Annotated in this window: 28 protein-coding genes; 10 read left to right on the top strand and 18 right to left on the bottom strand. The window is 68.5% G+C overall.

All coding sequences use genetic code 11. The features are described 5' to 3' along the window. Positions 1-2: 2 nt before the first annotated feature. From OC372_RS13790 to OC372_RS13760, 7 genes are all read right to left on the bottom strand, one after another. Positions 3-830, bottom strand: a complete 828-nt coding sequence (locus OC372_RS13790; RefSeq protein WP_029264225.1) for an ABC transporter permease — start codon at positions 828-830, stop codon at positions 3-5. After that, positions 827-1,906, bottom strand: a complete 1,080-nt coding sequence (locus OC372_RS13785) for a polyamine ABC transporter substrate-binding protein (protein WP_029264226.1) — start codon at positions 1,904-1,906, stop codon at positions 827-829. The genes OC372_RS13790 and OC372_RS13785 overlap by 4 nt, the downstream gene beginning before the upstream one ends. A 41-nt stretch (positions 1,907-1,947) precedes the next feature. After that, a complete protein-coding gene (locus OC372_RS13780; protein ID WP_017829890.1) occupies positions 1,948-2,418 on the bottom strand; it encodes a DUF3830 family protein in 471 nt (156 codons plus the stop codon). After that, on the bottom strand, positions 2,415-3,173 hold the full coding sequence (locus OC372_RS13775; protein WP_262002408.1) for a gamma-glutamyl-gamma-aminobutyrate hydrolase family protein: 759 nt from the start codon (positions 3,171-3,173) through the stop codon (positions 2,415-2,417). Before OC372_RS13775 ends, OC372_RS13780 begins: the two co-directional genes overlap by 4 nt. Beyond that, the gene (locus OC372_RS13770; RefSeq protein WP_262002407.1) at positions 3,170-4,660 is read right to left on the bottom strand and encodes an aldehyde dehydrogenase family protein; all 1,491 of its coding nucleotides are present in this window, start codon (positions 4,658-4,660) and stop codon (positions 3,170-3,172) included. The genes OC372_RS13775 and OC372_RS13770 overlap by 4 nt, the downstream gene beginning before the upstream one ends. Positions 4,661-4,775: 115 nt before the next feature. Next, on the bottom strand, positions 4,776-5,801 hold the full coding sequence (locus OC372_RS13765) for an Lrp/AsnC family transcriptional regulator (protein ID WP_105711988.1): 1,026 nt from the start codon (positions 5,799-5,801) through the stop codon (positions 4,776-4,778). A gap of 221 nt (positions 5,802-6,022) precedes the next feature. Next, a complete protein-coding gene (locus OC372_RS13760; RefSeq protein ID WP_262002406.1) occupies positions 6,023-8,581 on the bottom strand; it encodes a purple acid phosphatase family protein in 2,559 nt (852 codons plus the stop codon). Positions 8,582-8,743: 162 nt separating this feature from the next. Between OC372_RS13760 and OC372_RS13755 the strand changes: the two genes are divergently transcribed. Next, positions 8,744-10,171, top strand: a complete 1,428-nt coding sequence (locus OC372_RS13755; RefSeq protein WP_029264235.1) for a CCA tRNA nucleotidyltransferase — start codon at positions 8,744-8,746, stop codon at positions 10,169-10,171. A 9-nt stretch (positions 10,172-10,180) separates the two neighbouring features. Here OC372_RS13755 and OC372_RS13750 read toward each other — a convergent pair whose 3' ends face one another. The 3 genes from OC372_RS13750 to OC372_RS13740 are packed head-to-tail and all read right to left on the bottom strand — an operon-like array spanning position 10,181 to position 11,524. Next, complete coding sequence (locus tag OC372_RS13750) at positions 10,181-10,573, bottom strand: type II toxin-antitoxin system VapC family toxin (protein ID WP_262002405.1); 393 nt, start codon at positions 10,571-10,573, stop codon at positions 10,181-10,183. Beyond that, positions 10,570-10,908, bottom strand: coding sequence for a FitA-like ribbon-helix-helix domain-containing protein (locus tag OC372_RS13745; protein ID WP_262002404.1), 339 nt, complete (start codon positions 10,906-10,908; stop codon positions 10,570-10,572). Before OC372_RS13745 ends, OC372_RS13750 begins: the two co-directional genes overlap by 4 nt. Before the next feature lie 46 nt (positions 10,909-10,954). Then, on the bottom strand, positions 10,955-11,524 hold the full coding sequence (locus OC372_RS13740; protein WP_029264238.1) for a dihydrofolate reductase family protein: 570 nt from the start codon (positions 11,522-11,524) through the stop codon (positions 10,955-10,957). A gap of 69 nt (positions 11,525-11,593) precedes the next feature. Between OC372_RS13740 and OC372_RS13735 the strand changes: the two genes are divergently transcribed. From OC372_RS13735 to OC372_RS13720, 4 genes are all read left to right on the top strand, one after another. Then, on the top strand, positions 11,594-12,160 hold the full coding sequence (locus OC372_RS13735; RefSeq protein ID WP_105711995.1) for a TetR/AcrR family transcriptional regulator: 567 nt from the start codon (positions 11,594-11,596) through the stop codon (positions 12,158-12,160). 75 nt (positions 12,161-12,235) lie between these two features. Next, the gene (locus OC372_RS13730) at positions 12,236-13,567 is read left to right on the top strand and encodes a GAF domain-containing protein (RefSeq protein ID WP_262002403.1); all 1,332 of its coding nucleotides are present in this window, start codon (positions 12,236-12,238) and stop codon (positions 13,565-13,567) included. 106 nt (positions 13,568-13,673) lie between these two features. Continuing rightward, entirely contained in the window at positions 13,674-15,224 is a 1,551-nt protein-coding gene (locus OC372_RS13725) for an aldehyde dehydrogenase family protein (RefSeq protein ID WP_262002402.1), read from the top strand. Positions 15,225-15,284: 60 nt separating this feature from the next. Further along, complete coding sequence (locus tag OC372_RS13720) at positions 15,285-15,686, top strand: DUF779 domain-containing protein (protein WP_262002401.1); 402 nt, start codon at positions 15,285-15,287, stop codon at positions 15,684-15,686. A gap of 135 nt (positions 15,687-15,821) precedes the next feature. Here the strand turns inward: OC372_RS13720 and OC372_RS13715 are convergent, their stop codons facing one another. From OC372_RS13715 to OC372_RS13685, 7 genes are all read right to left on the bottom strand, one after another. Beyond that, positions 15,822-16,535 carry a DUF3800 domain-containing protein gene (locus OC372_RS13715; RefSeq protein WP_262002400.1) on the bottom strand — a complete coding sequence of 238 codons (714 nt, stop codon included), beginning with the start codon at positions 16,533-16,535 and terminating at the stop codon, positions 15,822-15,824. A 130-nt stretch (positions 16,536-16,665) separates the two neighbouring features. Continuing rightward, positions 16,666-17,421 (bottom strand): ABC transporter ATP-binding protein, encoded by a 756-nt coding sequence (locus OC372_RS13710; protein WP_262002399.1) that lies wholly within the window; start codon positions 17,419-17,421, stop codon positions 16,666-16,668. Next, complete coding sequence (locus tag OC372_RS13705; protein ID WP_262002398.1) at positions 17,418-18,215, bottom strand: ABC transporter ATP-binding protein; 798 nt, start codon at positions 18,213-18,215, stop codon at positions 17,418-17,420. The genes OC372_RS13710 and OC372_RS13705 overlap by 4 nt, the downstream gene beginning before the upstream one ends. Continuing rightward, positions 18,212-19,072: an ABC transporter permease gene (locus tag OC372_RS13700; protein WP_181156362.1), complete on the bottom strand. Its 861-nt coding sequence runs from the start codon at positions 19,070-19,072 to the stop codon at positions 18,212-18,214. Before OC372_RS13700 ends, OC372_RS13705 begins: the two co-directional genes overlap by 4 nt. Beyond that, positions 19,069-20,031, bottom strand: coding sequence for an ABC transporter permease (locus tag OC372_RS13695; protein ID WP_262002397.1), 963 nt, complete (start codon positions 20,029-20,031; stop codon positions 19,069-19,071). Before OC372_RS13695 ends, OC372_RS13700 begins: the two co-directional genes overlap by 4 nt. A 50-nt stretch (positions 20,032-20,081) precedes the next feature. Further along, positions 20,082-21,575, bottom strand: a complete 1,494-nt coding sequence (locus OC372_RS13690; RefSeq protein ID WP_262002396.1) for an ABC transporter substrate-binding protein — start codon at positions 21,573-21,575, stop codon at positions 20,082-20,084. Between the two features lie 27 nt (positions 21,576-21,602). Continuing rightward, complete coding sequence (locus tag OC372_RS13685; protein WP_262002395.1) at positions 21,603-22,298, bottom strand: DUF1684 domain-containing protein; 696 nt, start codon at positions 22,296-22,298, stop codon at positions 21,603-21,605. A 198-nt stretch (positions 22,299-22,496) separates the two neighbouring features. On the opposite strand from OC372_RS13685, the gene OC372_RS13680 reads away from it, so the two are divergent. The 4 genes from OC372_RS13680 to OC372_RS13665 all read left to right on the top strand — a co-directional run bounded on the left by OC372_RS13680 (position 22,497) and on the right by OC372_RS13665 (position 24,175). Then, on the top strand, positions 22,497-22,751 hold the full coding sequence (locus OC372_RS13680; protein WP_105712006.1) for a hypothetical protein: 255 nt from the start codon (positions 22,497-22,499) through the stop codon (positions 22,749-22,751). Between the two features lie 223 nt (positions 22,752-22,974). Next, entirely contained in the window at positions 22,975-23,259 is a 285-nt protein-coding gene (locus tag OC372_RS13675; RefSeq protein WP_105712038.1) for a DUF1778 domain-containing protein, read from the top strand. Next, positions 23,252-23,755 carry a GNAT family N-acetyltransferase gene (locus OC372_RS13670; RefSeq protein ID WP_262002394.1) on the top strand — a complete coding sequence of 168 codons (504 nt, stop codon included), beginning with the start codon at positions 23,252-23,254 and terminating at the stop codon, positions 23,753-23,755. Before OC372_RS13675 ends, OC372_RS13670 begins: the two co-directional genes overlap by 8 nt. Before the next feature lie 87 nt (positions 23,756-23,842). Beyond that, positions 23,843-24,175: a hypothetical protein gene (locus OC372_RS13665; RefSeq protein ID WP_091027859.1), complete on the top strand. Its 333-nt coding sequence runs from the start codon at positions 23,843-23,845 to the stop codon at positions 24,173-24,175. Between the two features lie 44 nt (positions 24,176-24,219). Here the strand turns inward: OC372_RS13665 and OC372_RS13660 are convergent, their stop codons facing one another. Then, on the bottom strand, positions 24,220-24,876 hold the full coding sequence (locus tag OC372_RS13660; RefSeq protein ID WP_105712008.1) for a TetR/AcrR family transcriptional regulator: 657 nt from the start codon (positions 24,874-24,876) through the stop codon (positions 24,220-24,222). A gap of 64 nt (positions 24,877-24,940) precedes the next feature. Here OC372_RS13660 and OC372_RS13655 point away from each other — a divergent pair, with 64 nt between their 5' ends. Continuing rightward, positions 24,941-26,254: a glycosyltransferase gene (locus tag OC372_RS13655; RefSeq protein WP_262002393.1), complete on the top strand. Its 1,314-nt coding sequence runs from the start codon at positions 24,941-24,943 to the stop codon at positions 26,252-26,254. The last annotated feature ends 168 nt before the right edge of the window (positions 26,255-26,422 follow it).

The raw sequence follows: 26,422 nt of genomic DNA, 5'->3' as shown, positions 1-26,422 counted from the left end.
GGTCACACCTTCTGCTTCCCGAGCCGGGACGTCGCTGCGAGGACGAGCATGACCCCGGCGAACAGCAGCACGGCCTGCGCGGCCGCGAACGACCAGTCGAGGTTGGTGGTCGCGTCGACGTAGATGGTCTGCGCGAACACCGGGATCTGGGCTCCGCCGATGAAGCGGGGGGTGATGAACGAGCTCACCGACAGGACGAACACGAGCGAGGCGCCGGCGACGATGCCGGGCACCGCGAGGGGGAGGACGACGTGCCGCAGCGTGCGCCAGAATCCGGCGCCGAGGGTGCGGGACGCCTCTTCGAGCTGCGGGGTGATGCCGGAGATGACGCCGAGGATGCTGAGCACCGCGAAGGGGAGGAGCACCTGCACCATCGCGATCACGACGCCGGTCTCGGTGCCGAGGAAGCCCTGGGTGCCGCCGACGAGGAACTCCGCGCCGGGGATCTGCATCATGAGTCCGGAGGGTCCCATCAGGACGACCCAGCCGAACGTGCGGACCACGACGCTCGTCATGAGCGGGAGGATCACGACGATCAGGAGGAAGGAGCGCACCTTCGAGCCGGCGCGGGCCATCACATAGGAGAGGGGGATGGCGATCACGAGGGTGATCACCGTCTGGATCACCCCCAGGCGGAGCGAACGCAGCGCCGCCTGGAGGTGATATTCACTCGTGAACAACCGGGTGAAGTTGTCGAGGGTGAACCCGCCTGCCGACGATTGCACGCTCATGAGGAGCATGCCGGCCACCGGCGTGACGAAGGCGAGCGCGAGCAGTGCGATCGCCGGCAGGAGCAGGAGCCAGGGCTCCCTACGGGTTCGGACGCTCATTTGGTGATCAGCGCATTCCACTCGTCGGTCCAGGACTGACGGTCGGCGGCGATGTCGCCGGGCGCGTAGACCACGACCGTGTCGAGCTCGTCACCGGTGAGGACCGCATCCGCCGCGTCGTCCGAGAGCTCCGCCTTGGTGTTGACCGGCGAGTACCGCATGTTCTCCGCGAAGACGGCCTGCGCTTCGGGGCGCAGCTCGAAGTCGATGAAGAGCTTCGCGAGGTCGGGGTTGTCCCTGCCCTCGACGACGTTCGCCGTGATGAGGGAGGCGGTGGCGCCCTCCTCGGGCACGATGAACTCGACCGGAAGACCCGCATCCTGCAGGGTGCCGGCGTAGTCCATCGCGTACGGAGCGATCCACGTGTCGCGCTGGGCGAAGGCGGTCTGCAGGTCGGGCGACGTCGGGACCACGATCGCGTCGCCCGCCGAGGCGAGTGCCCCGAGGTCGGCGATGGCCTTCGAGGGGTCGTCGATTCCACCGCCGAGAGCGTCGGCGACACGGAGCATCGAGAGCACGCCGTACGTGTTCGAGAAGTCCGTGAGGGCGACGTGACCGGCGTACGCGTCGTCGAACAGGTCGAGCCACGAGGTGGGCGCCGGAGCATCCGCCTCGGTGTTGTAGACGAGTCCGATCGGCGCCAGCTGGATGACGGGGCCTTCGCCCCGCTCGAGGCCTGCGGTCGCGAGGTCGATCAGGTCACCGGACTCGGACAGGTCGTCGGCCGCGATCGGGGCGATGAGCCCGTCCTGAGCGGCCGTGAACTCCTGGCCGCCCGAGAAGTGCACGACATCGATCTGGGGGCTCGCCTTCTGGGCGGTGACCTGTGCGAGGGCGTCGGCGCTGTACAGCGTGATCAGCTCGACCTTGGCACCGGTCTCCTCCTCGAAGGGATCGACGACGGCCTCGATGAAGGCCTTCTCCCAGTCGCCGCCGAACGAGGTGACGACGATGGTCTCGCCGGCGAACTCCTTGTCGCCGGAGGATGCGGTGTCGTCACCGGATGCACAGCCGGCGAGGACGAGGGCGCCGGTGGCGACGAGCGCCCCGGTGGTGAGGATTCTTCGGGTATTCATGCACTGCTCCTTCGGGATGGGTCCAGCACTGAGTGAACGCCTTAGACCAGGCGTCCGATGGTGAGCTGCTTCGCTCCGTCGATGCGGATCGCGGCGCTCTCCTTGGCGAATTCCGCGAGTCCTTCGGTGATGCCGCCCCAGATGTTGACGGGTGTCCATCCGAGCGGGCCGAGAGTACGGGCACCACGATCGTAGAAGACTCCGATCTCGTACCACTCGAACGGCAGGCCGCCCATCTGCATCGGACGCTGCCAGTACCACTGCAGGTCACCCGGTGCGGGCACGACCTGCTGGTTCTCGAACGGCACCTTCTCGGGGTCGAAGTTCTGGGCCTCTTCGGGAAGGCCGACCATGACCTCGGGTCCGGCGTACATCGCGTGCATGGCCTGCATGGTGACCGGCTTCTCCAGCGCACCCCACATGGCTTCGCAGGTGCGAGGGGCGAGGTCCTCGAACAGGGTGGCGACGGCGCGGACGCCGTTCTCGTACTCGAGGAAGACCTGCTTGGTCATCGTGTTCCTTTCTCTGCAGCGGGGTGTTCCGCTGCGCGTTCACGGGCGGCCGAGACGAACGCCGCGAACAGCGGCATCTCCTCTGCGGCCTCATCGGGGGCGATCATCTTCTCGGGGTGCCACTGCACCGCCCAGAAGGGCCAGTCGTCGTCGGCCTCGACGGCTTCGACGATGCCGTCCGGAGCCCAGGCGACCGGATGGAGGCCGGGCGCGGTGACGTCGATCGACTGGTGGTGGATGGTGTTCACGACGCGGTTCCGCGTGCCGTAGAGCGCCGCGAGACGGCTGCCTTCGGCGAGCGTGATCGGATGCCGTGCCGCCAGCTGCTGGTCGGCGCCGCGCACGGGCTGGTGGTCAGCGGTCGTCGGGATGTCGACGATCAGCGATCCTCCGAAGGCGACGTTGCTGACCTGGAGGCCGCGGCAGATCGCCAGCACCGGCAGACCGCGTTCACGGGCTCCGCGGGCGAGCGCGAGTTCGTAGCCGTCGCGCGAGGGGTCGTAGTTCTTGCCCTCCTGCGGCGCGGCGCCGTAGCGCGAGGGGTGCACGTCTTCTCCGCCGGAGAGGACGAGCCCGTCCAGACGGTCGAGCACCTCGTCGACGCCGGCGGTCGGCGGCAGCAGCACCACGGCGCCGCCCGCGGCCTCGATGGGCGCCGCGTACTCCGTGCCCAGGCTGTGGGCGGGGCGACCGCTGCCGAGGTCGGTGTCGATGAAACGGCGCCAGGTGGTGATGCCGATGAACGGGCGGATCACGAGAGCTCGATCCAGGTGGTCTTCAGGTCGGTGAACTTCTCCAGGGCGTGCAGGCTCTTGTCGCGGCCGAAACCCGATCCCTTGACGCCGCCGAAGGGGATCGTCATGTCGCCCTCCTCGAAGCAGTTGACCCAGACGACTCCGGCGCGCAGGCGCCGCGACAGGGTGTGCACGGCGTTGAGGTCGGTGCTCCAGAGGGCGGCGGCCAGACCGAACTCGGTGCCGTTCGCGATCGCGAGCGCGTCCTCCACGTCGTCGTACGCGATGACGGAGAGCACAGGACCGAAGACCTCGCGCTGGGCGACCTCGTGTTCGGGGGTGACGCCGAGCACGACCGGGGCGAAGTAGCTGCCGCCGTCGACGGCCCGGAACCGCTCGGCACTGCCGGCGGCGAGTTCGCCGCCCTCGGCCTGGGCGCGCTCGACGAATCCGGCGATCCCCGCGAGTTGCCGCTCGCTGACGATTGCGCCCATCGAGGTGGCGACGTCGAACGGGTCGGCGGGGAGGCTCGTGCGCGCGACCTCGGCCGCGATCTCCAGCGCGCGGTCGCGCTGAGCCCGCGGCACCAGCAGGCGGGAGGATGCCGTGCACATCTGCCCCTGGTTGTAGAAGCAGCCGTCGGCGGTGGCGCGCACGGCCCGTTCCAGGTCGGCATCCGGCAGCACCAGGCTCGCGGTCTTGCCACCGAGCTCGGGCCAGACGCGTTTGCCGTTGGAGGCGGCCGAGTAGCCGAGGAACTTCCGGCCGACCTCGGGCGAGCCGGTGAAGGTGACCACGTCGACATCGGGGTGTTCGCCGAGCGCGCGGCCGGCGACCTGGCCGGTGCCGGGCGTGACGTTGAGGACGCCGGCGGGGATGCCGGCCTCGACCGCGAGCTCGGCGAGGCGCAGCGCGGAGTAGGTGGTGTGCTCGGCGGGCTTGAGCACGACGCTGTTGCCGACCGCGAGGGCGGGGGCGAGCTTCCACGCGGTCATCGTCAGCGGGAAGTTCCACGGCACGACGGCGGCGACCACTCCGGCCGGCTCGCGGGTCACGAGGGCGAGGCTGTTCGGCGCGGTGACCGGCATCTCGTCGAGCACCTTGTCGGCGGCCTCGCCGTACCAGCGGAAGCAGTTCACGACCGCGCGCAGCTCGGTCTGCAGGGCCTCGCGGATGGGCTTGCCCATCTCGAGCGAGATCGTGAGGGCGAGCTCCTCGGCGTTGTCGTGGATCTTCTGCGCGAAGGCGATGAGCAGCTGTCCGCGCTCGCGGGGTGCGATGCGCGACCAGACGCCGGAGTCGAACGCGGCGCGGGCCGAGCGGACGGCCCGGTCGACGTCGGCGGCGGAGGCGGCCGTGATCGGCGGGAGCGCACGACCGTCTCGCGGGCTCACGGGAGTCAGCGGCTCGGCAGAGCCCGCCTCCCACGCGCCGTCGATGAACATGCGCGTGTGCAGGGGCAGCGTCGCCGCGCGATCCGCCCAGTCGTCTCCAGTAGCCGTGAACACGATCGTCCTCTCCAGGGGTGATGGCCCTGGAGAGGATACTCGCCCTATTTCGCCACTAGGTCAAGCTGTCAAGAACGATCTCGCCATTTCGTTACATGCCAGTAACAGAATCGGCCTACAGCCGGATGGCGCCGGTCGGCATGTCATTGGCCAGCGCTTCGGGGGCCTCATCGACGATCAGTGATCCGCGCAGCACCGGGGTGATCACCACCAGCGACTCCACGACCTCGAGTCCGTCGTGCCCCGCCACCGCCGGGCCCGTGAGGAAGCGGTAGAACTCGTCGGCATCCTTCACGAGCACATTGGCGAGCAGCTGCGAGGTCCCGGTGGTGGCCGCGATGAACTTCACCTCGGGAGCGGCGGCGAGGGCCGCGCCCACCTTCTCGAGCCGAGCCATCGGCACGCGAAGCCATACGAGCGCCTCGAGTCCCAGACCGAACAGGCTCGGCACGACCTCGGTGCGCGGATGCATCAGTCCGCGGCGGCTCAGCGACTCCATGCGTCGCCGGGTCGTCGTGACGTTGAGGCCCAGGGCGCGGGAGAGTTGGGCCACCGGCATCCGTCCGTCCTTCAGGAGCAGTCGGATCAGAGCCTCCTCATCGTCGCTCAGGGAGTCGGCGGGGTCGACCTCCGAGCCGGACGACTCGTCGAGCATGCGGGCCTGTTCGTCGGTCAGTACGCCCGCACGCCAGTCGTGCCCCGAGCGGAAGAACTTCAGGACAGTGGTGACGTTGATCGAGTCGATGCCCTCGAGCTCGGGGAAGTCGGTGAACAGCAGCTCGCGGATGGAGGCGTCGTCGTGGGGGAGCAGCATGCCGGCGATGTCGCTGCTGCCCTCGAGCACCGAGACCGACGAGGCGTCCGCGCGGCGGGCAAGGGTGCGCGCCACATGCCATAGCGCGTGCGGCTCGGTCGTGATGCGGAACAGCACCGCGCGGGCGTGCAGCACGCGGGCGGGGTCGACGTAGGTGGAGACGCGGACCAGTCCGCGATCGAGCAGCCGCTGACCGCGACGGGCGACGGTGCGCTCGGGCAGGTCGACCACGCGGGCGATCTCTCCCCACGACGCACGGCCGTTCACCTGCAGGGCCGCGGCGACGATCCGATCGGTCTCGTCGGCCATCACATCGTTCGCGGGCACGGGCTCTCCTTCAGCGGGACGGACTCGGTGGAAGGTTATCCCAGTCCGGGGTCGCGCTGAGGCGGTCGGGTGTGCGAAAACGGAGACGGTCCGCGTGCCTGGCGGCGTGTCGGGGCGCGGCGCGCCGGAGGCAGTAGGGTGCGTCCGGGTTTTCGCAGGGCGGCGCGCAGCAAGGGCGCCGCCCGGGTCGAAACCCCGACGGCGCCCGTGGATGCTGCGGACTACTCGGCCTCGGTCACCTCGACCGTGGCGTGCTGCCGACGGCGGCGCATCGCGAACAGGCCGAGGCCCGCCGCGAGGAGCACGACCGCTGCGACGATGTACGGGACGCTGTCGGCACCCGTGGTGGCGAGGTCGCCGTCCGCGCCACTCGAACTGCCCGAGCCGTCACCTGGCGTGACCGCTCCGCCGCCGGACACCGCGGTGACGGTGACGGAGGCCGTGACCTCGGTGCCGTCGGGCAGGATCGCGGCGAGCGTGTGCGCCCCGGCCGGGGTGTTGGCCGGGATCGTCACCGTGCGCTGGAACGAGCCGTCCGCACCGGCGGTCACCGTGCCCAGCTGCACCGGGTCGGAGCGCAGCTCGAGTCGCAGCTCGGCTCCTTCCGCGAAGCCGCTGCCCGAGACCGCGAGAGTGCTGCCGGCCGTGACCGATGCCGCGCCCAGCTCGATCTCGGCGGGAACCTCGGGCTCCGGCGTGACCGGAGGAGTGACGCCCTTCTCGGTGACCCACTTCTCGCCCGCATCCGACTTCGTCACCGTGAACGTGTCGTAGACGGCGCCGACGGGGAGGTCGGTGGTGGCATCCGGCTGCTTCTCCGCCAGGTACGAGCGGTAGACGAGCTGATTCTTCGAGACGTCGATCACCTGGTAGGTGGTGACGCCCTGGCCGCGCAGCACCTGGGTGGCGCCGTTGTTGGTCCAGACGTTCTTCTCCGGCGTCTCGAGCTCGTAGTGCTTCGCGCCGGAGTTCGACACCACGTAGACCGGGCCGGTGGTGATCCCGGGCGTCTCGGTCGCGTCGGTGTTCACGTAGCCGCGGGCGTAGGTGTGGTCGTGGCCCATGAGCACCAGGTCGATGTCGTTGCGCTGGAACACGGGGACCCAGTCGGCGCGGAGCTTCGGCTCGTCGCGACCCTCGGATGCCGAGAAGACCGGCTGGTGGAAGGTGACGACATTCCACTTCGACGGGCTGTTCTGCAGCAGCAGGTCGAGCCAGGCGCCCTGGAAGCGGATCCACAGCTCCTCGCCCTGGGCGATCGGGCAGTCGGCACTCGTGCACGAAGGCAGCGCCGGCGGGGTGAGGAAGGTCGCGTCGCGCGTCGCGTTGAGCGTGATGAAGCGCACGCCCTGGTAGTCGGTGTAGTACGCGGTCTCGGCGGCGAAGGCGCTCCAGTGCTCGAAGAGAGCGCGGTACTGGGCCGCGACCTCGGTGTCACCCTTGGCGAGATCGGCCAGTTCGCCGATGGAGCTCATCGACGGGTTGTTGTGCGGGTACTCGAAAGCGGCCTTCCACGCGGTGAGCAGCTTGTCGCCCGAGTACTCGTGGTTGCCGGGGGCGGCCATCACGTTGGTGCGCACGGCCGAGTCCTTCATGCCCTTGAACCAGTTGACCCATTCGTCCTCGTTGCTGGACTTGTTGATCAGGTCGCCCGCGTGCACGGAGCCGATCGAGCGCGGAGCGTTGGCCTCCGCCTGCTTTACGACGCTCGGCCACGTGGTGTCGAGTCCGATCTGCGCGTCGCCGTAGTAGATGAACTGGAAGTCGGTCGCCTTCGGGTCGGCCGTGCGGAACTCGTACCAGTCGCTCCAGCTGCCGGGCAGGCCGACGCGGTAGCGGTATTCGGTCGCCGCGGTGAGACCGGTGACGGTCGCCGAGAAGTGCTTGTTCGGGTTGCCGTTGACGACACCGGCGTCGTACGCGTCGACGGTGCGGACGTCGCCACCCGCGGTCGGCGCGATCTCGACCTGTCCGACCGTGTGCGACGCGTCGCCCGCGAGCCACGAGAACGCCTGGGAGATGGCCGGCTGCTCGGTCGGGGTCAGGATGACGCGGGTCGGCGGCGCGATCACGGGCGTGCCGGGGTCGGATGCCTCCACCAGGGTCAGCGACGACATGTCGAAGTAGATGTCGGAGCTGGTCTCGCGGTCCTGGAACAGCGAGACGGCGATCGTGTTGGTGCCGTCGTGCAGCAGGTCGCCCTCGGCGCTGAACGTGGTCGTCAGCGGGTCGCCGTTGGAGTCGCCGGCGTACTCGACGTTCTTCGTGTCGGTGATGCGGCCGTCGACGTAACGGGCGACCTCTTCACCGTTGATCCACACGATCACGGCGTCGTCGTAGGTGATCGTGCTCTGCAGCGCCGCGACCTGCTCGGCGACTCCCGCCTCGAGCTCGAACGTCGTGCGGAAGAAGTACGTCGGCACGGTCGGCGCCTTCGCGCCGTCGAGGTAGTGGTTCAGGAGCGTCTTCGGCGTCTGCGGGCCCACAGCCCCGAGCTTGCCGTTCTTCGCGCCGAACGAGCCCGCGGCCGTCTTCCAGCTGCCGTCGTCGAACGCCGGGAGCGTCCAGTCACGGAGCGCGGCCGGTGCGGGCGACGGGTCGGATCCGTCGTCGAGGTAGTGCCAGGCGGTGTCGCCGGTGATCAGCGAGCCGGTCGGCACTTCGGGCTCGGGGGCCGCGAGGGCCGCGGGGGCGACGACAGCGCCGCCGAGCAGCGCGAGGAGCGCGACGGACGTCAGTCCGTGACGCCGCCAGCGCACCGCAGGGGTGGGGGAGGTCATGTCAGTCCTTCATGGGGGTGGGTTTCCGTGCTCAGCCGCACGGGGCTCCTCCACCCCATCGGTGTCGGGTGACGGGAGGCTGGCCCTCGGGCGACCGGGAGGTGAACGGTGTGGGCGGCACCTGCCGAAGCCCCACCGGCCCGCCCCGGTACGCTGGAACCCATGCTCAACATGGCTGACGGCCTCGCCCGTCTCGGTGCGCTCGCCGAGAACCCGGTCGTCCGCACCCTCGCGACGGCGTTCGCGGATGCCGGTTTCGACCTGGCCGTGGTCGGTGGTCCGGTGCGCGATGCGCTGCTGGGTCGGGCGACGCACGACCTCGACTTCACGACGAACGCCGCGCCCGACGACATCCTGGCCATCGTCACGCCGATCTCGACCGCGCAGTGGGACATCGGTCGCGCATTCGGCACGATCGGTGCGCGCGTGCAGGGCGAGCAGGTCGAGATCACGACCTATCGCGCCGACAGCTATGACGGCGTGACCCGCAAGCCCACGGTCGAGTTCGGCGACACGATCGACGGCGACCTCGTGCGTCGCGACTTCACCGTGAACTCCATGGCGCTCCAGGTGCCCGCCGTGAAGCTGGTCGATCCGACCGGTGGCGTGGAAGACCTCATCGCCGGCATCCTGCGTACCCCGGCCGACCCGCGGATCTCGTTCGGCGACGACCCGCTGCGGATGCTGCGTGCGGCCCGCTTCAGCGCCCAGCTCGGATTCCGGGTCGAGGAGGCCACGGCCGAAGCGATCGCCGAACTGCGCGAGACCCTCAAGATCGTGAGCCCGGAGCGCATCCAGTCCGAACTCGTGCGCCTCATGCAGACCGACGATCCGGTGCGCGGCATCCGGGTGCTGGTCGACACCGGCCTGATCGACGAGTTCCTCCCCGAGGTCACCGAGCTGCGCCTCGAGGTCGACGAGCACCACCACCACAAAGATGTCTACGAGCACTCCCTCACCGTGCTCAGCCAGGCGATCGAGCTCGAGCACTCCCGGCATCCGGGCGCCGCCCCCGATGTGCCGCTACGCCTCGCCGCGCTGCTGCACGACATCGGCAAGCCGCGCACGCGCAAGCTCGAGCCCGGCGGTGTGGTGACGTTCCATCACCACGACGTCGTCGGGTCGCGCATGGCTCGCAAGCGCCTGCAGTCCCTGCGGTTCGACACCGACACGACCGATGCCGTCGCCACACTGATCGAGCTGCATCTGCGCTTCTTCGGCTACGCCGAGGGCACCTGGACGGATGCCGCGGTGCGGCGTTACGTGCGCGACGCGGGTGACCTGCTGGAGCGCCTGCACATCCTCACCCGCGCCGATGTCACCACGCGCAACAAGCGCAAGGCCGGTCGCCTCGCCAGCGCGTACGACGACATCGAGTCGCGCATCGCAGCGCTGCGCGAGCAGGAGGAGCTCGACTCCATCCGTCCGGAGATCGACGGCAACCGCATCCAGCAGGTGCTCGGTATCGCTCCCGGCCGTGAGGTGGGCGAGGCGTACCGGTTCCTGCTCGATCTGCGGTTGGACGAGGGCGTGCTGGGTCCCGATGTCGTCGAGCAGCGGCTGCGCGAGTGGTGGGCCGCGCGGGGCTGATTTCTGGCGTCAGCGCAGTTCGGGGACGATGATCTCGACTTCGTCGGACACGAGCTCGAAGTCCTTCGGGTTGAACGTGAGGACAGCGGCGCCGAGCGCGTAGGCGTGGCCGGCCAGCATGATGTCCTTACTTCGGGCGTGGGCGGGACGGTTCAGGATCACCCGTGACGCGAGGCGCGCGTAGCCATCGGCGGCGGCTTGATCGAACGGAAGCCAGTCGGCTTCGAGCAGTGCCGACAACCGCATCAGTTCGTTGCGTCGACGGCGACGGAGAACCGGATCTGTCGCCCGCTCGACTCCGAGTTGCAGCTCGGAGTACGCGATTGCACTGAGCGCCACGTCAGCCGGCGGCAATCGGACGGCATCGAGCCGGATGAGGACGTTCGTGTCAAGAAGGATCACGGCTTCTCCCACGGATCTCTGAAGGAGTCGAGGAAGAACGGGTTCTTGCGGTCGGCCTCCAGTTCGGCCAGCCATTCCTCCCGCATCTTGTCCTGTTCCGGAGTCGACGGGTTCGCATCGACCCTCGCCATCACCTCGCTCGAGGGGACCGACCACCGTCGTGGCCGAGGCACCCGCTGCTGGAGTTGCGCCTCGAGCCCGCTCTCATCTCCCTGCGCCAAGCGCGTCAGCACATCTCGCACCTCGGCCTCCATCGAGCGGGAGTTCCGCCGGGCACGTTCCTTGAGCGCGACGACGACGTCATCGCTGAGATTGCGGATGGTCACGGTTGCCATGTCTGCCTCCTGACAGCATAATGCTAGCACCCGGTCCGCGGCAGCGTCACCCCTCGCGACGACGCTTCAGCTCGGTGAAGACGACGCCGCTTTCGTAGGCGACCGTCTCGACGATGTCGAAGCGTTCGGGGCGATACGGGCGCTCGCCGAACAGCGGGATGCCCGATCCGAAGAGCAGGGGCTGCCGCTTCAGCACGAGCCGGTCGATCTCGTCGGCGAGCGATGCGGCGAGAGCGCCGCCTCCGCAGAGCCAGATGTCGGCGCCGTCCTCCTGCTTCAGTCGCCGCACCACCTCGACCGGATCCTCGGCCGTGACCTCCAGGTTCTCGGCCTCGGCGGTCTTCGTGCGGCTGAACACGATCTGGCGGAGGTGCGAGTACGGGCTGGGCAGGCCGCCCACCTGATAGGTGTTCCAGCCCATCAGCACCGTGTCGAAGACCTCGCGCGTCTGGGCGATGCCGAGGGCTTCGGCCGCGACGGTGGGGAGTGTGTCGGCGAAGCGGTCGTTGATCCCGTCCATGTGGTCTCCCTCGATGAGGAAGGCGTCGAATTCACCGTTCGGCCCGGCGATGTAGCCGTCGAGGGTGACGGCGGCGTAGTACACGAGTTCGCGCATGATGATCCAATCACTACAGATGTAGCAGTTACAGTACAACAGACGTAGTGATTGCGCTAGTCTCGTGTCATGGCGAAGAACGACTCCCGGCGACGGACGATCGCGGATGCCGGACTCACGGTGCTCGCCCGAGAGGGCTCGCGCGGGCTCACGCACCGCGCGGTCGACGTCGTCGCCCAGGTCCCGACCGGCACGACCTCGAACTACTTCCGCAGCCGCGATGCCCTGATCGAGGGACTCGTCGAGCGGATCGGGGAGCGCCTCGCACCCACGCCTGAAGATCTGGAGCGACGCGCGACGGCCGAGCCCGGTCCCGCGCTGTTCGCCGACTACATCCGCGACATCGTGCGACGGCTGACCGAGGATCGGGACGTGACGCTCGCCCTGTTCGAGCTGAGGCTCGAGGGCGGGCGGCGGCCCGAGGTCGCCGCGGTCCTCGGCGCCTGGCAGCGGGCCGGCTTCGACGGCGACGTCGCGTTCAACGCCGCGGCCGGCCTCCCCGGCGGACGCCGCGAGATCGCCCTGTTCCACTACGCCATCGATGGGCTGCTGCTCGACAGGCTGACCACGCCGATCGATCCGGAGACGTCCACCGACGACGTGATCGACGACCTGGTCGCGGGGCTCATCCGCTGACACGGCGGGTGTTCCCTCGTGGGCGTGCTGCTCATACACTGAGTCAACGCACATCTTCGACGATCGGAGACCGCTGTGTCTGCGCCGTGGCAGGTATCCCGCGAGTCGCTTCCGGCGACATCGCGACTGATCGTCGAGCGTGCGCACGAGGAACTGCTGGCCGGCAACCTCGAAGACCGAAGGCTGCAGGCCGTGCGGCCCCTTGTGCGCGAGTCGTGGGAGCGGTCGTGGCGGCGAAGGGTCGGGCCCGAGGCCGCTCCGCCGCTCGAACTCGTCAGCGATGAGCTCGACGAGTACCGTCTCGCGCATCCGCTGGCGTCGGCCATGGACATGATCCGCGCATTGCTTCTGCCCGGCGAGACCGAGGACACCGGCGTGATCATCGCGGTGGGCGATCAGGCCGGGCGCCTGCTGTGGATCGAGGGCGACGACCAGCTGCGTACACTCACCGACGACATGGGTTTCGTCGCCGGCGCGAACTGGTCGGAGGATGCCGTCGGCACGAGCGCACCCGGCACCGCGCTCGCTCTCGGTCAGTCGGTACAGATCCGCGGCGCCGAGCACTACAACCGGCTCGTGCATCCGTGGTCGTGCACGGCTGCACCGGTGCGCGACCCGGAGACGAAGCGGGTGCTGGGTGTGATCGACATCACCGGCGGCCCGGATGTCGTCTCGCCGCAGGCGCGGCTGCTGGTCGATGCGACCGCCCGTGCCGTGGAATCGGAGCTGATGGTCGCGCGGCTGCGGGAACGGAGCGAGGCCCCCCGGAACAGGCCGACGACCTCGAAGCCGCGCAACCCCGTGACCGCCCGGGCGACGCTGCATGTGCTCGGACGGGACCGCGCGCGGCTGGAGACGGAGTCGGCGCACGACGAATCGATGATCGAGCTCAGCGCGCGGCACGCCGCCATCCTGCTGATGCTCGCCGTGCATCGTCAGGGGCTCTCTGCCGAGCGGCTGTGCGAACTCGTCTACGGCTCCGGCGTCTCGCCCGACACGCTGCGGCCCGAGATGGTGCGTCTGCGCAAGGTGCTCGAGCGCACGGCACCCGACCTGGTTCCGGAGTCGCGTCCGTACCGGCTGCCCGTCGCCCTCGACACGGATGCGCACGATGTGCTCTCCCTGCTCGACCGCGGCGCGCACCGCGTGGCGCTCACCGCCTATCGCGGACCCGTGCTGCCCGAGTCGACGTCTCCCGGGGTCGAGGACTTCCGCGAATCGGTGCGCGCGGCGCTGCACGAGGCGATGCTGTCGGAGGCGAGCCTCGACGTGCTGCTCGCCTACGCCGAGATCCCGGAGGGTCAGGGGGATGCCGAGGCGCTGCGCCTCGCCCTGGAGATGCTTCCGGCGCGATCGCCGAAGCGCGCGGGAGTGGTCGCGCGCATCGAGCGTCTCGCCGCCGACTGAGGCCTCGCAATATATTGCAACGTTGCGCATCGGGGTGCAACCTTGCGCGCCCTACCGTCGGAGCACAGCCGCGAACCGAAGCGCGGCTCCGTCGAAGGAGACCCCCATGAGCATCGTCGAAGAAGACGTGTCCCTCGCCTACGCCGCTCCCGGGCAGCCGGGTGCCGTCGCGAACTACCGCCCGCAGTACGGCCACTACATCGGCGGCGAGTTCGTCGCCCCCGTGAAGGGCCAATACTTCGAGAACATCAGCCCCGTCAACGGCAAGCCCTTCACCGAGGTCGGCCGGGGCACCGCAGACGACATCGACCGGGCCGTCGATGTCGCCTGGAAGGCCTTCGCGAGCTGGGGCAAGACGAGCCCGGCCGAGCGATCGGTGATCCTCAACCGCATCGCCGATCGGATCGAGCAGCATCTCGAAGAGATCGCGGTCGCCGAGACCTGGGAGAACGGCAAGCCGGTTCGCGAGACCCTCGCCGCGGACATCCCGCTCGCCGTCGACCACTTCCGCTACTTCGCCGGGGTGCTCCGCGCGCAGGAGGGCGGCATCAGCCAGCTGGACGAGAACACCGTGGCGTACCACTTCCACGAGCCGCTCGGGGTGGTCGGTCAGATCATCCCGTGGAACTTCCCGATCCTGATGGCGGTGTGGAAGCTGGCTCCCGCGCTCGCCGCAGGCAACTGCGTCGTCATCAAGCCGGCCGAGCAGACCCCGGCATCCCTGCTCTTCCTGTTCGACATCATCGGCGACCTGCTGCCCGCCGGTGTCGTGAACATCGTCAACGGCTTCGGCATCGAGGCGGGCGCTCCGCTCGCGCAGCACAAGCGCATCCGCAAGGTCGCCTTCACGGGAGAGACCACGACCGGCCGTCTCATCATGCAGTACGCCTCGCAGAACCTGATCCCGGTGACGCTGGAGCTCGGAGGCAAGAGCCCGAACGTGTTCTTCGAGGATGTCGCCCGCTCGACCAGCGACCCGTTCTACGACAAGGCGCTCGAGGGCTTCACGATGTTCGCTCTGAACCAGGGCGAGGTCTGCACCTGCCCGTCGCGCGCACTGATCCAGCGGTCGATCTACGACGGCTTCCTCGCCGACGGGCTGGAGCGGGTCGGCAAGGTCGTGCAGGGAAACCCGCTCGACCCGGCGACGATGATCGGCGCGCAGGCGTCGAACGACCAGCTGGAGAAGATCCTCAGCTACATCGACATCGGCAAACAGGGCGGAGCCAGGCTGCTCACGGGCGGCGATCGGGTCGACCTCGGCGGCGATCTGAGTGAGGGCTTCTACGTCGCGCCGACCGTGTTCGAGGGCACGAACGACATGCGCATCTTCCAGGAGGAGATCTTCGGCCCCGTGCTGTCGGTCACCTCGTTCGACGGTTTCGACGACGCGATCTCGATCGCGAACGACACCCTCTACGGGCTCGGCGCGGGAGTCTGGAGCCGCAGCGGCGACACCGCCTACCGCGCAGGGCGGGCGATCGAGGCCGGACGCGTGTGGACCAACACGTATCACCAGTACCCCGCGCACGCCGCGTTCGGCGGATACAAGCAGTCGGGCGTGGGTCGCGAGAACCACAAGATGATGCTCGATCACTACCAGCAGACGAAGAACCTCCTCGTCTCCTACGCGGAAGGGCCGATGGGCTTCTTCTGAGCTCGAATCCGGGCGGGCGCTCCGGCGTCCGCCCGGACCCATCCGTGAAGGGCGGAAACCATGGTCAGCATCGGCACCTATCAGAGGGTCGACGTGACAGACGCCGCGGCATCCCTCGTCCGCGACCTGACCGCGCAGCACGGGCCGCTCATGTTCCATCAGTCCGGCGGATGCTGCGACGGGTCATCACCCATGTGCTATCCGGTCGGGATGTTCATCACCGGCCCGGGCGACGTGCTGCTGGGGTCTCTCGACGTCGAGCTCGACGCTCCTGTCGAGGTCTACATGTCGGAGTCGCAGTTCGAGTACTGGAAGTACACGCACCTGACCATCGACGTCGTGCCCGGTCGCGGTGCCGGCTTCTCGGTCGAGGGCCCGACCGGGATGCGGTTCCTGATCCGCTCCCGGATGCTGAACGACGCGGAACTTGAGTACTTCGGCTTGGCGGCGTCGGAGGTTTGAGGGGCGGAGGGGCTTCAGCTTGAGGCCACGTGTTCCGGAATGCAAGCTGGCCGAGCCGACGAGGGGCGCTCGAGCTGCGTAGACTGTAGAAGCAGGCCCGCCCCACTCTCGTGGATAAGCGGGTCTTGCTGCTTGTCAGGCCAGTTCGATCGGATCCCCGAGCGGATTCAAGTCCCTGAGGTAGTCGTCGTACCAGGTCCACGCAAACTCGTTGCCCGCGTGCGGGTTCAGATGGGTAAACCCCGACCAGGCCACGATGTCCGCGATCTGAGTCCATTGAGACCGCCGCGAGCTGTGGAACATCGGATCCTCGATGATCCGACGTGTGGAAAGGCTCAACGCCCGGTGCGCGTTGTAGTAGATGGGATCCGAGCCGTCCCCATCCATTCCGACTATCCCGTACTCGCGGGACCTGTGTAGTTGGGAATCCCAAAGAGCGACGAGAGACGAGTAGACCGCTTCACGGTCGCGGTTGATGTTCTTGTTCCGCAGAGAAGACCTTCTGAAGCACACTCCGATCTCGATGTGCGGACACTCCCGTACGGCTTCGAGACAGCGCACCGCCACTTCGCGTCCGAGAGGCTTCCAGAGAGTCTCCCCTTGCCTGACGAAACGAGAGGGCGGCGCCGTAGAGACGTGGCCGCGTCCGTTGACGAGCGCAGTCAGGTGCAATTCCTCTGCAGTCGGGATTCCGTAGTCTGCGACAAGTCGCTTCCGAAACGTGAGCCAATGAGTGAGCACTGCATCCCAGTGCTCGACTGCGAGCTCGACCCAGCCATAGACGATCCATCCCTCCTCGAGGTTTCCGGAGTCGTCCGCGTAGAACATGTGAGAGATCGGCCCGGCCACTCCGACACCGTATTCCCGGCACGCACGGCGATGAATCGTCGAGCGAGAGACAGTGGATGAAACACCGGAATACGATTCCAGATACGGGTAGGCCGAACCCGCGGCCCCACCCTGCGTTCGCCCGAGGAACTCAGCGCGGCAGTCGCGGAACCGCGTCGACGAGCGCCCGCGTGTACGAATCCTGCGGGGCGTGCAGCACCGCCGCCGTCGGGCCCTGCTCGGCGACGCGACCGTTCTGCAGCACGACCGTGCGGTCGCACGCCGCGGCGATCGCGGTGAGGTCGTGCGACACCATCACGAGCGATAGGCCGTTCTCGCGGCGCAGCCGGTCGAGCAGTTCGAGCACCTGCACCCGCGTCGTGACATCGAGCGCACTCACCGGCTCGTCGGCCAGAAGCACCCGCGGGCGCGACACCACGGCCCGCGCGATCGCGATGCGCTGACGCTGACCGCCGGAGAACTCGTGCGGGTACCGGCGTGCGGTGTCGGCGGGAAGCCCGACCGAATCGAGCGCCTCGGCGATGCGGCGCTGGGCGTCGGCACCCGATGCCAGGCCCAATGACCGGAGCGGTTCGCCGATGATCCGGTCGATGCGCTGGCGGGGGTCGAGCGACGAGTACGGATCCTGGAAGACGGGCTGCACGCTCGCGCGGAACCGCCGCATCTGGGCGCGGTCACGCAACGACAGGGGTGCGCCGTCGAACAGCACCTGGCCATCGCGCGGAGCGGCGAGGCCGAGCATCAGCCGCAGGATCGTGGACTTGCCCGCACCCGACTCGCCCACGAGACCGAGCGAGTCGCCCTCGGAGAGGCTCACCGAGATGTCGTCCAGCACCCGGCGGGAGCCGTACGCGAATCCGGCGCCTTGCAGTTCGAGGATCGTCATCGCGTGCCCTCCCCGGCGTCGAGGTACGCGTCGAGGGCGCGGGCGCTGTCGACCAGCATCCGTGTGTACGGCTCGGCCGGCTCCTGCAGCACCTGGGCCACCGGCCCCGCCTCGACGACACTTCCGTCGCGCAGCACCACGATGCGATCGACCATGCGCGAGACCACGGCCAGGTCGTGGCTGATGAACAGCAGCGCCATGCCCCGCTCGGTGACCAGCCGCTCCAGCAGTGCGAGCACGCCGTCCTGCACCGTGACGTCGAGCGCCGTCGTCGGCTCGTCGGCGATGAGCAGCTGCGGTTTGGCGGCGAGGGCGATCGCTATCGCCACGCGCTGACGCTGACCACCCGACAGCTCGTGCGGGTAGGCGCGCGCGAACCGCGGTTCCGACAGTGCGACCTCGTCGAGGGCCGCCGCGACAGCCGCATGCAGCTCGGCGCCACGCAGCCCGAGATGGCGGCGCAGCGGTTCGGCGACCTGCCGGCCGACCCGCATCAGCGGATCGAGAGCGGTGAGCGGCTCCTGGAAAACGATCTGCGCCACCGGTCCGCGCAATGCCCGGAGATCGGCATCCCGAGCGTCGACGACCTGATGCCCGTCGAGCAGCACGGAACCCGATGCGACGAGGGCATCCGGCAGCAGACCGGTGGCCGCGAGCGAGGTGAGCGACTTGCCCGAACCGGACTCTCCGATCAGCCCCAGGCGCTCGCCGGCCCCGAGCGAGAACGACACGTCGCGCACGAGCGCGCCGGACGAGGAGCGGACGGTGAGGCCGGTGACATCGAGAAGGCTCATCGGCTCCTCCTGCGGGTCGGGTCGGCGAGGTCACGCAGACCGTCGGCGAGGAAGTTCACACCGAGCACGAGCGCGATGATCGCGACACCGGGAGCGATCGCGCCGACGGGAGCCGTGAGCACGGTGCCCTGCGCCTCCTGCAGCATCCGCCCCCACGAGGCGTTGGGCGGCGGCGCGCCGAGGCCCAGATACGACAGGCTCGCCTCCGCGAGCACGGCAGCGCCGAACTGCAGCGCGAGGCTCACGGCGAGCGTCGGCGCGATGTTCGGCAGCACGTGCTGGAACACGATTCCGATCACGCTCGTGCCGCTCGTGCGGGCCGCCGTGACAAACTGCTCCTGCAGCACGCGACGCGCGAGGATACGGGTGAGACGCGCGACCACCGCCGACATCGCGAGCCCGATCGCGAGCACCGCCGACCACAACGACGCACCCTGGACGGCGACGACCAGCATCGCGAGCAGCAGCACGGGGAAGGCGATCACCACGTCGAGTCCGGCCGAGAGCGTGTCATCGACCCAGGGTCGGGCGAAGGCGGCGAGGAGGCCGATGATCGTGCCGAGGACAGCCGCGATCGCGACCGAGCAGGTTCCGACGATGAGGGCGATCCGCGCGCCCCACATCAGCTGCGAGAGCAGGTCGCGACCGAGTCGGTCGGTTCCGAGCAGGTGCAGCGTGCTCGGTCCTTCGAGACGGCCGCCGCTGGTGTCGGCGAGCGGATACGGAAGCCAGAACAGGGAGACCAGCGCCATCAGCACGATGAGGCCCGTGAGCACGATCCCGATGACGAGGGTCGCCTTCGGACGCCGGCGCACGGGCACGGATCCGGTGATCAGCTGTTCGGCGACGCGGCTCATCGGTTCCCCGAGACGCTGGTGCGCAGGCGCGGGTCGATCAGGCGCTGCACGATGTCGGCGGCGAATCCGACGAGCAGCACGAAAAGGGTGCTGACGACGAGAACGCCCTGGATGACCTGGAAGTCGTGCTGCTCGATGGCCGACAGCAGCAGGCTGCCGAGCCCGGGGAGGGTGAACACGCTCTCGACGACGACCGCGCCGAGCAGAGTCGTCGACAGCTCGATGCCGAGGACCGCGACGACCGGCACCGCGCCGTTGCGCACACCGTGTCGCAGCAGCGCCTCACCCATGCCGGAGCCTCCGGCGCGAGCGGTGCGCAGGTAGTCGCTGCCGAGTACATCGAGAGTGGCCGAGCGCACATATCTGCTGAGGGATGCGCTCATGACGATCACGATCGTGGTGATCGGCAGGGCGAGCGATCGCAGCGCGTCGGCGGGGTCCTCCCAGTCGTCACGCGGGAAGCCGCCGGAGGGCAGGACGCCGAGTCCGAGCGCGAACACCCAGACGAGCACGACGCCGACCCAGAACACCGGGACGGCGACGCCGAGCTGCGCGAACCCCGAGAGCACGATGCCGTACCAGCGGTCGGACTTCACGGCCGCGGTGATGCCGATCACGAGGGAGACCAGCAGGGCGATCGTGAAGGCGATGAGCGTGAGCGGAATGGTCACGGCGAGGCGGTCGGCGATGTCGGGTCCGACGGGACGCGAGCTCAGGAACGATTCACCGAGGTCGAAGCGGAGCAGCTGCCCCGCCCACGTCGTGAACTGCTGCAGCAGGGGCTGGTCGGAGCCGACCTGCTCGCGGGCCGCGGCGATCTGCTCGGGGGTCGCGTTCACCGAGAGCAGCGCGTTGGCCGGGTCGCCGGGAAGCAGGCGCAGCAGCACGAAGATCGCGACCATGGCGACGACGAGCGACACCACGAGGAACGCGAGGCGGCGCAGCAGGTAGGCGAGCATGTGTTCTCAGGATGACGAGGGGATGCCGACGCGCGGCATCCCCTCGCACGTCAGGACTTGACGATGTCGTAGGCGAAGAACTGCGAGTTCAGGCCGTTGACCGGGTACCCGCTGAGGTCACTCGAGGCGACCACGATCTGCGGGTACAGGTACAACCATACGCTCGCGGCATCCGCGGCGATCTTCTCATTGACCTGCTTCAGCAGGGCCGTCTGCTCGTCGGTCGTGGTGGCCTGTTCGGCATCGGCGACCCACTTCTGCACCTCGGCATCGTTGTAACCCCAGTAGAAGTCGGGGTTGCCGTACCAGACCACATCGCGGTCGTTCACGTGCTCCTGGAGGGTGGCCTCGAAGTCCTGCTCCTTGAAGACCTTCGTGTACCACTCGTCGGCGCTGATCGTGTTGATCTCGACCGTGATGCCGACCTCGGCGAGCTGCGACTGCAGGAACTCCGCGACGGCGGGGTGCGGGTCGTAGCTCGGGGTGTCGAGGGTGAACGTGAAGCCGTCGGCGTAGCCGGCCTGCGCGAGCAGGTCCTTCGAGAGCTCCACGTCGTACGGGTTCACCGAGGTGAGGTCTTCGTACCAGGGGTCGGTCGGCGGAACCATCGAGCCGATCAGCGTGCCGTAGTCGCCCCAGATCGATTCGAGCAGCTTCTTCGTGTCGATCGCGGAGTAGATCGCCTTGCGCACGAGGGCGTCGTCGAAGGGGGCGACGCGGTCGTTGAACGCGAGCAGCTCCTTCGTGGTCGAGGTGCCCTCGCTGATCACGTACTCGTCGTTGTCGAACTGCGCGAGCGAGTCGGGGCTCTGCACGCTGGTGATCACGTCGATCTCACCGGTGAGCAGCGCGTTGTTCTCGGCCGTCGCGTCGGTGAAGTACGTGTAGACGACCTCGCCGTTCTTGGCGGGCTCGCCCCAATAGTCGTCCCAGCGATCGAGGGTGAGGGTCGAGCCCTTCTTCCACTCGTCGAGCGTGTACGGGCCGGTGCCGTCTTCGGTGCTGGTGATGTCGCCGGCCTCGTCGTTCACGATCCAGACGTAGCTGAGGTTGTAGAGGAACGAGATCGACCGCTGCGACAGCGTGAAGACGACCGTCGTGTCGTCGGGGGTGGCGATGTCGGCGATCACGCCGAAGCTCGACTTGCGCGCGGAGACCGAATCCTCGGCCGTGACGGCCTCGACGCTCGACTTCACGTCGGCGGAGGTGAGCGGGTCGCCCGAGTGGAAGGTCACGTCGTCACGCAGCGTGATCGTGTAGGTCAGACCGTCGTCGGACACCTGGGCGTCTTCGGCGAGCAGGGGCTCGACCTCACCGTCGTCCGTCAGCCGGTACAGGCCCTCGTAGACGTTGCCGGTGAGTGCCTCGGTCACGCCCTGGCCGCCACCCTGGGTGTTGCTCAGGTTGGTGGGCTCGTACAGCGAGCCGATGAAGATGGTGGCGTCTTCGCTCGAGGCGTCGTCGGTCGTGCCCGACGCGCAGCCGGCCACGAGGGCGAGCGTGGCGACGGCGCCGAGCGCGCCGAGGATGCGAGTTCTTCTCATGACTACTCCAGGGTGAGAGTGTGCGGCTCAGGCCGCATAGATGTCGAAGCCGTCGCGGAAGACGACGTTCTTCTCGCCTGCTCGGATAGGCAGGGGGAAGCGGTTGGATGCCGGCGGCAGCGGGCAGTTGTACTGGGCGCTGAAGCCGCAGGGCGGCACGAACGCACGGTTGAAGTCGAGGGTCACGGAGCCCTCGTCGTCGCGCAGCTGCACGAACAGGAAGCGACCGGATCCGTAGGTCTCCGAGCCGTTGGTCTCGTCGCCGAAGACGAGCAGCAGCGTGCCGCCATCGTCGAACGCGGCGAGGTCGTACTCGCGGCCGTCGAGCTCGAGGCGGATGTCGCCGGGGACGACGAGGTCGCGGGTGCCGCCGTTGTCGCGGATGTGCTCGAATGAGACCCGGCGGTCACCGGAGACGGGGGTGAAGTGGCCCTCGAGCACCCACGCCGGGTCATACTCGTACGTGTCGATGCGGTCGAACGCGCGAATAGCGGGGGCGTCGGCATCCCAGACGCGCAGGCCGTGTTCCGCCTGGCCGGTCTCGATGTTCGTGCGCTGGATCGGCGTCACGGTCTCGGTGGGGGACGCGGCGCGCTGCGCCGCATCCAGGTCGGGGAGCTCGCCGGTCCAGCGCGTCTCGACCAGGGCGAGGTTGCCGGTGGCAGACGTGACGGAGGCGCGGCGCTCGGCCTGCCACTGGGTGTGCTCTTCGCGTTCAGACATCACTTTCAATTCTCCTGCATGCAGAACGGGGTGGGGCCGGGCTCGTCACTCGGGGTAACGAGGTCTCGTGCTCAGCCACGGGTTCGTCAGTGCGGTCGGATTATCACGTAGCGTTATAGCTCATGACTCTTTGTCCTGGAGTCTGCTGGACAACGGAAGAGCACCATGCATATCCGGAATGTCTGATGGGTACTTCACATGCTGACGATGGAGAGGAATGAAGCCGTGAGTGCAGAACGTAAGCCCATTCGGGCGCAGTCGCTTGGTCGTGCGTTGGCCGGCTGGATCTTCGTTTTCCTCGCCGCGTGCATGGCGTTTGGTGCAGCCGCTACCGCAGTCGATGAGGGATGGCGGATCTTCTTGTTCATCGATGGCGTCGTACTGGTTTTGGGACTTGTCGTTCTCATGTCGATGTGGATCCTTCGCCGACGTCGCACGGTTGCGCAGGCGTGACGCGCTCTGGGCCTGCCCGGTAGGTGGCTTGCCCCACACGGGGGCACCTCCGCCTTTTATCGGGAGATGCCGGGGTAGGTCTGATGTGAGGACCGATGGGGATGCGTCGCGCTGCGCGACGCATCCCCATCGGGGCCGAACCCGTCACCCGGGATAACGAGTTCCGTCGCTCAGCCGCACGGAGGCTCCCATGTGTACGGCGATCTGCCGTACACTCGACTTCATGAGCACCTCGACTTCTCCGCTGAAGAGCGCCCGTCTGGAGTTCCGCGTCACGGCGGATCAGAAGGAGACGATCGAAGAGGCGGCCGCGATCGAAGGTCGTACCGTGACCGACTTCTCGGCTTCCGTCCTCGTGGAGCGAGCACAGGAGGTCATCGAGCGCGAACGCCGATTGCTCGTCGATGCCGTGCGGTTCGACGCCTTCATCGAGGTGATGGAACGCCCGCCACGCACCGTCGAGGGCCTCCGCGAGCTGCTGAGACGTGAATCCGTCTTCGTTGACTGAGTTCCTGACGCCGCGGCCCCTTGCGTCCGGCGACAAGCTGTCCGACTTCCGCTGCGGCGAGGAGAGCCTCGATATCTGGCTGCGCGGCCGGGCCCGCTCGAATGAGAAGAGCGGCGCCTCGCGCACGATGGTCTCGGTCACGCGGGAGGGGAGGGTTGCGGGGTACTACTGCCTGGCCTCCAGTGCCATCGATCGCGGCGATGGGCCGCCACCACTTGCGGTCGGCATGCCCGGGTCTGTTCCCATCGTGCTGCTCGGCCGCTTGGCCGTCGACCGGGAGTACTCGGGTCGCGGCTTGGGATTCTCGCTTCTGCAGCACGCGACGATGCGGGCGCTCGAAGCCGCAGGCGCCATCGGCGTGCGCGCGATCCTCGTGCACGCGATCAACGACGAAATCGTCCCGTTCTACGAGCGGTTCGGCTTCACCGCCTTCCCGGATGCGCGTCGCACCCTCTTCCTCCTGGTGAACGACGCCCGCGCGACCCTCGCGCTGTGACGGGGCTGTCGAGTCCCCCGGAGTGACGCACTCGGATGCTCACGCGAACGGGAGTCTCGTACTCTGACACGAACCGTGAGGAGAGAAATGGACGACCAGCGCCGCAACCGGAGCCTGCCGGGCGACCACGTCATGTGGTTCCACGTCTTCGTGTCGGTGGTGGCTGCGCTGTTCATCTTCATGAGGATTCTCGAGATCGCTGGGTGCACGGCTCGCTGCGACTATCCCGCAATAGGCTCGTCCACTCACGCGTTCTGGTGGACGGATCTCTCGCTCTTCATCGTCGCCGCAGGCTCCTACGGTTACTTCAGGTCTCGAATCCGAAGGTCCTGGATCATCCCGACGAGTGGCGTCGCCCTCACGCTGATCGCGTTCGTCGTCGCCAACATGGCGCTGAGCGCCGCGTTGGGCCAGTTGTAGGGCGAGAGGCAGCGAAGGCAGACGTCACGGGTGGTCGGGGTCCTCTAGTCAGCGGGAGACAGCCTCGTCGCCGTGATCTCGGCATCGACCGCCGCGCGCAGCCACGCGGCGTAGCGGTCGGTCGTCCACCCGGACTGCGCGACGAGCTGCTGGTAGCTCTCGGGGGAGAGCAGGAACGACAGGGCGTCGGCTGTCGTCGCCTCATCGATGCCGGGGGCGGCGATGCCGCGCCGTCGCAGCTCCGAGACCAACATGCGGTAGTCCGCGCCGCGACGCTCCAGGATGCGGTGCAGGGCGGCGTCGACGACCGGGTCGGAGAGCGCGGCGCCGAGCAGCACCGTCCACAGCCCGTGACCTCGCGCGTTCGCAGTGGTGATCTGGGTCAGCACGACGTCGAGGAAGACCTCGTCGGGAAGTTCGAGGAGACCCGCGGCGACCTCGGTGTCGGCGAGGGAATCCGCGCCCTCCGATCCCGAGAACGTGGTCTCGAATGCGGCGATCAGCAGCTCGGCCTTCGCGGCCGTGGTCTTCACGGTCTCGGCGGACACCCCCGCCTCGCGGGCGATCGCGGCGATCGTGGTCGCCTGATACCCCTGCGTCGCGAACAGGCGGGCGGATGCGGCGACGATGCGCGAGCGGGTCTCCTGCGCCTGGCGGGCGCGCAGTTCCGATCGATAGGCGCGGGGAGCGGCCTCAACCATTGACTTTCCTAACGGGGTGATGAATACTACGACGGTACATCCGATCTTAGGGAAAGAATCCGCCATGTCCCGCTACCTCATCACCTGCACGCCCGCGCACGGCCATGTCGTGCCCTTGCTGCAGATCGCTCGCCACCTCCTCTCCCGCGGTCACGACGTGAGCTTTCTCACGAGCAGCCGCTATGCCGAACGCGTGCAGGCCGCCGGTGCGCGCTTCCTCCCGCTGCCCGTCGACGCCGATGTCGACCTCGACGACGCTGATGGCGCGTTCCCCGAGCGTCGGGGGCTCACCGGTCCCGCAGCCCTGCGGTTCGACATGAGCAACCTCTTCGTCCGCCCCGGCGCCGCGCAGCTCGCCGCGGTGCTCGCCGAACTCGAAGCCCGCCCCGTCGACGCCGTCCTCACCGAGCCGCTCTTCGTCGGCGGGGCGCTCCTGCAGCTGCTGCCCGCGCACGAGAGGCCGCCTGTCGTGGTGCTCGGCATCTTCCCGCTCGGGGCGCGCAGCGCCGACACGGCGCCGTTCGGGCTCGGTGTCACCCCGATGCCCGGCCCCCTCGGCCGCTTGCGCAACGCCGCCCTCCGCACGGTCGCCGAGCGCGCGATCTTCGGTGGAGTGCAGAAGGAGGCTGACGCGATGGCGCGTCGTGAGGTCGGCCGCGACCTGGGCGGCTTCGTGCTCGACTGGGCGGGCCGCGCCGACGCCTACGTGCAGTTCACCGTGCCCGAGTTCGAGTACCCGCGCCCAGACCTTCCCGCCACCGTGCACTTCGCGGGCCCGCTGCCTCCGACCCCGTCCGACCCCGTCCTGCCGGAGTGGTGGTCCGACCTCGACGGCACACGGACGATCGTGCACGTCACGCAGGGGACCATCGCCAACTCCGACTTCGGACAGCTCGTGCAGCCGACCATCGCCGCGCTCGCCGGATCGGATGCCCTGGTCGTGGTGTCGACGGGTGGGCGCCCGGTCGATGCACTGGCCGGAAAGCTGCCCGACAACGTGCGCGTCGCCGAGTACCTTCCGTACGACCGTCTGCTGCCCCTCGTCGATGTGCTGGTCACCAACGGCGGCTACGGCGGCGTGCAGCAGGCGCTCGCGCACGGGGTTCCGCTCGTGGTCGCCGGGCAGACCGAGGACAAGGTCGAGGTCTGTGCGCGAGTGGGCTGGTCGGGTGCCGGGGTGAATCTGCGCACCAGCACCGCGACGCCGGCGCAGGTCGCGCGCGCCGTGGAGCGCGTGCGGTCGGACTCCTCCTATCGCGCGAACGCCGAGCGGATCGGTGCGGCCATGCGCGATGCCGATGCGTGGCGAGAGCTGGACCGATCCCTCGACGAGCTCGCGGGTCGGTGGGCGCGGGTCCGGGGCGGCGCCCGGAGCTGACCCCGCGCTAGAAAGCGCATTCCGGCGCATGGATGCAACGCGTTGCAACCCCATCCGGTATACCATTCGGGTATACGCCCAGAGGTGTCAGTCCCCAGCTGACCATGGGCGGGGCGGCTCAGCCGCCATACGGAGGGAGAGTCGATCTTCTTTCGATCCCGAGGGGGG

The organism is Microbacterium sp. Mcb102 (assembly GCF_024519805.1).
Lineage (GTDB): Bacteria > Actinomycetota > Actinomycetes > Actinomycetales > Microbacteriaceae > Microbacterium.
This window is presented reverse-complemented; position numbering and strand designations above follow the sequence as displayed.

Bases quoted from the DNA above. Each gene is read 5' to 3' on its own strand.
- OC372_RS13745 (WP_262002404.1), bottom strand. From the start codon at position 10,908: ATGGCAACCGTGACCATCCGCAATCTCAGCGATGACGTCGTCGTCGCG.
- OC372_RS13785 (WP_029264226.1), bottom strand. From the start codon at position 1,906: ATGAATACCCGAAGAATCCTCACCACCGGGGCGCTCGTCGCCACCGGC.
- OC372_RS13780 (WP_017829890.1), bottom strand. From the start codon at position 2,418: ATGACCAAGCAGGTCTTCCTCGAGTACGAGAACGGCGTCCGCGCCGTC.
- OC372_RS13725 (WP_262002402.1), top strand. From the start codon at position 13,674: ATGAGCATCGTCGAAGAAGACGTGTCCCTCGCCTACGCCGCTCCCGGG.
- OC372_RS13735 (WP_105711995.1), top strand. From the start codon at position 11,594: ATGGCGAAGAACGACTCCCGGCGACGGACGATCGCGGATGCCGGACTC.
- OC372_RS13710 (WP_262002399.1), bottom strand. From the start codon at position 17,421: ATGACGATCCTCGAACTGCAAGGCGCCGGATTCGCGTACGGCTCCCGC.
- OC372_RS13675 (WP_105712038.1), top strand. From the start codon at position 22,975: ATGAGCACCTCGACTTCTCCGCTGAAGAGCGCCCGTCTGGAGTTCCGC.
- OC372_RS13665 (WP_091027859.1), top strand. From the start codon at position 23,843: ATGGACGACCAGCGCCGCAACCGGAGCCTGCCGGGCGACCACGTCATG.
- OC372_RS13755 (WP_029264235.1), top strand. From the start codon at position 8,744: ATGCTCAACATGGCTGACGGCCTCGCCCGTCTCGGTGCGCTCGCCGAG.
- OC372_RS13705 (WP_262002398.1), bottom strand. From the start codon at position 18,215: ATGAGCCTTCTCGATGTCACCGGCCTCACCGTCCGCTCCTCGTCCGGC.
- OC372_RS13655 (WP_262002393.1), top strand. From the start codon at position 24,941: ATGTCCCGCTACCTCATCACCTGCACGCCCGCGCACGGCCATGTCGTG.
- OC372_RS13685 (WP_262002395.1), bottom strand. From the start codon at position 22,298: ATGTCTGAACGCGAAGAGCACACCCAGTGGCAGGCCGAGCGCCGCGCC.
- OC372_RS13740 (WP_029264238.1), bottom strand. From the start codon at position 11,524: ATGCGCGAACTCGTGTACTACGCCGCCGTCACCCTCGACGGCTACATC.
- OC372_RS13695 (WP_262002397.1), bottom strand. From the start codon at position 20,031: ATGCTCGCCTACCTGCTGCGCCGCCTCGCGTTCCTCGTGGTGTCGCTC.
- OC372_RS13790 (WP_029264225.1), bottom strand. From the start codon at position 830: ATGAGCGTCCGAACCCGTAGGGAGCCCTGGCTCCTGCTCCTGCCGGCG.
- OC372_RS13690 (WP_262002396.1), bottom strand. From the start codon at position 21,575: ATGAGAAGAACTCGCATCCTCGGCGCGCTCGGCGCCGTCGCCACGCTC.
- OC372_RS13720 (WP_262002401.1), top strand. From the start codon at position 15,285: ATGGTCAGCATCGGCACCTATCAGAGGGTCGACGTGACAGACGCCGCG.
- OC372_RS13660 (WP_105712008.1), bottom strand. From the start codon at position 24,876: ATGGTTGAGGCCGCTCCCCGCGCCTATCGATCGGAACTGCGCGCCCGC.
- OC372_RS13700 (WP_181156362.1), bottom strand. From the start codon at position 19,072: ATGAGCCGCGTCGCCGAACAGCTGATCACCGGATCCGTGCCCGTGCGC.
- OC372_RS13680 (WP_105712006.1), top strand. From the start codon at position 22,497: ATGCTGACGATGGAGAGGAATGAAGCCGTGAGTGCAGAACGTAAGCCC.
- OC372_RS13760 (WP_262002406.1), bottom strand. From the start codon at position 8,581: ATGACCTCCCCCACCCCTGCGGTGCGCTGGCGGCGTCACGGACTGACG.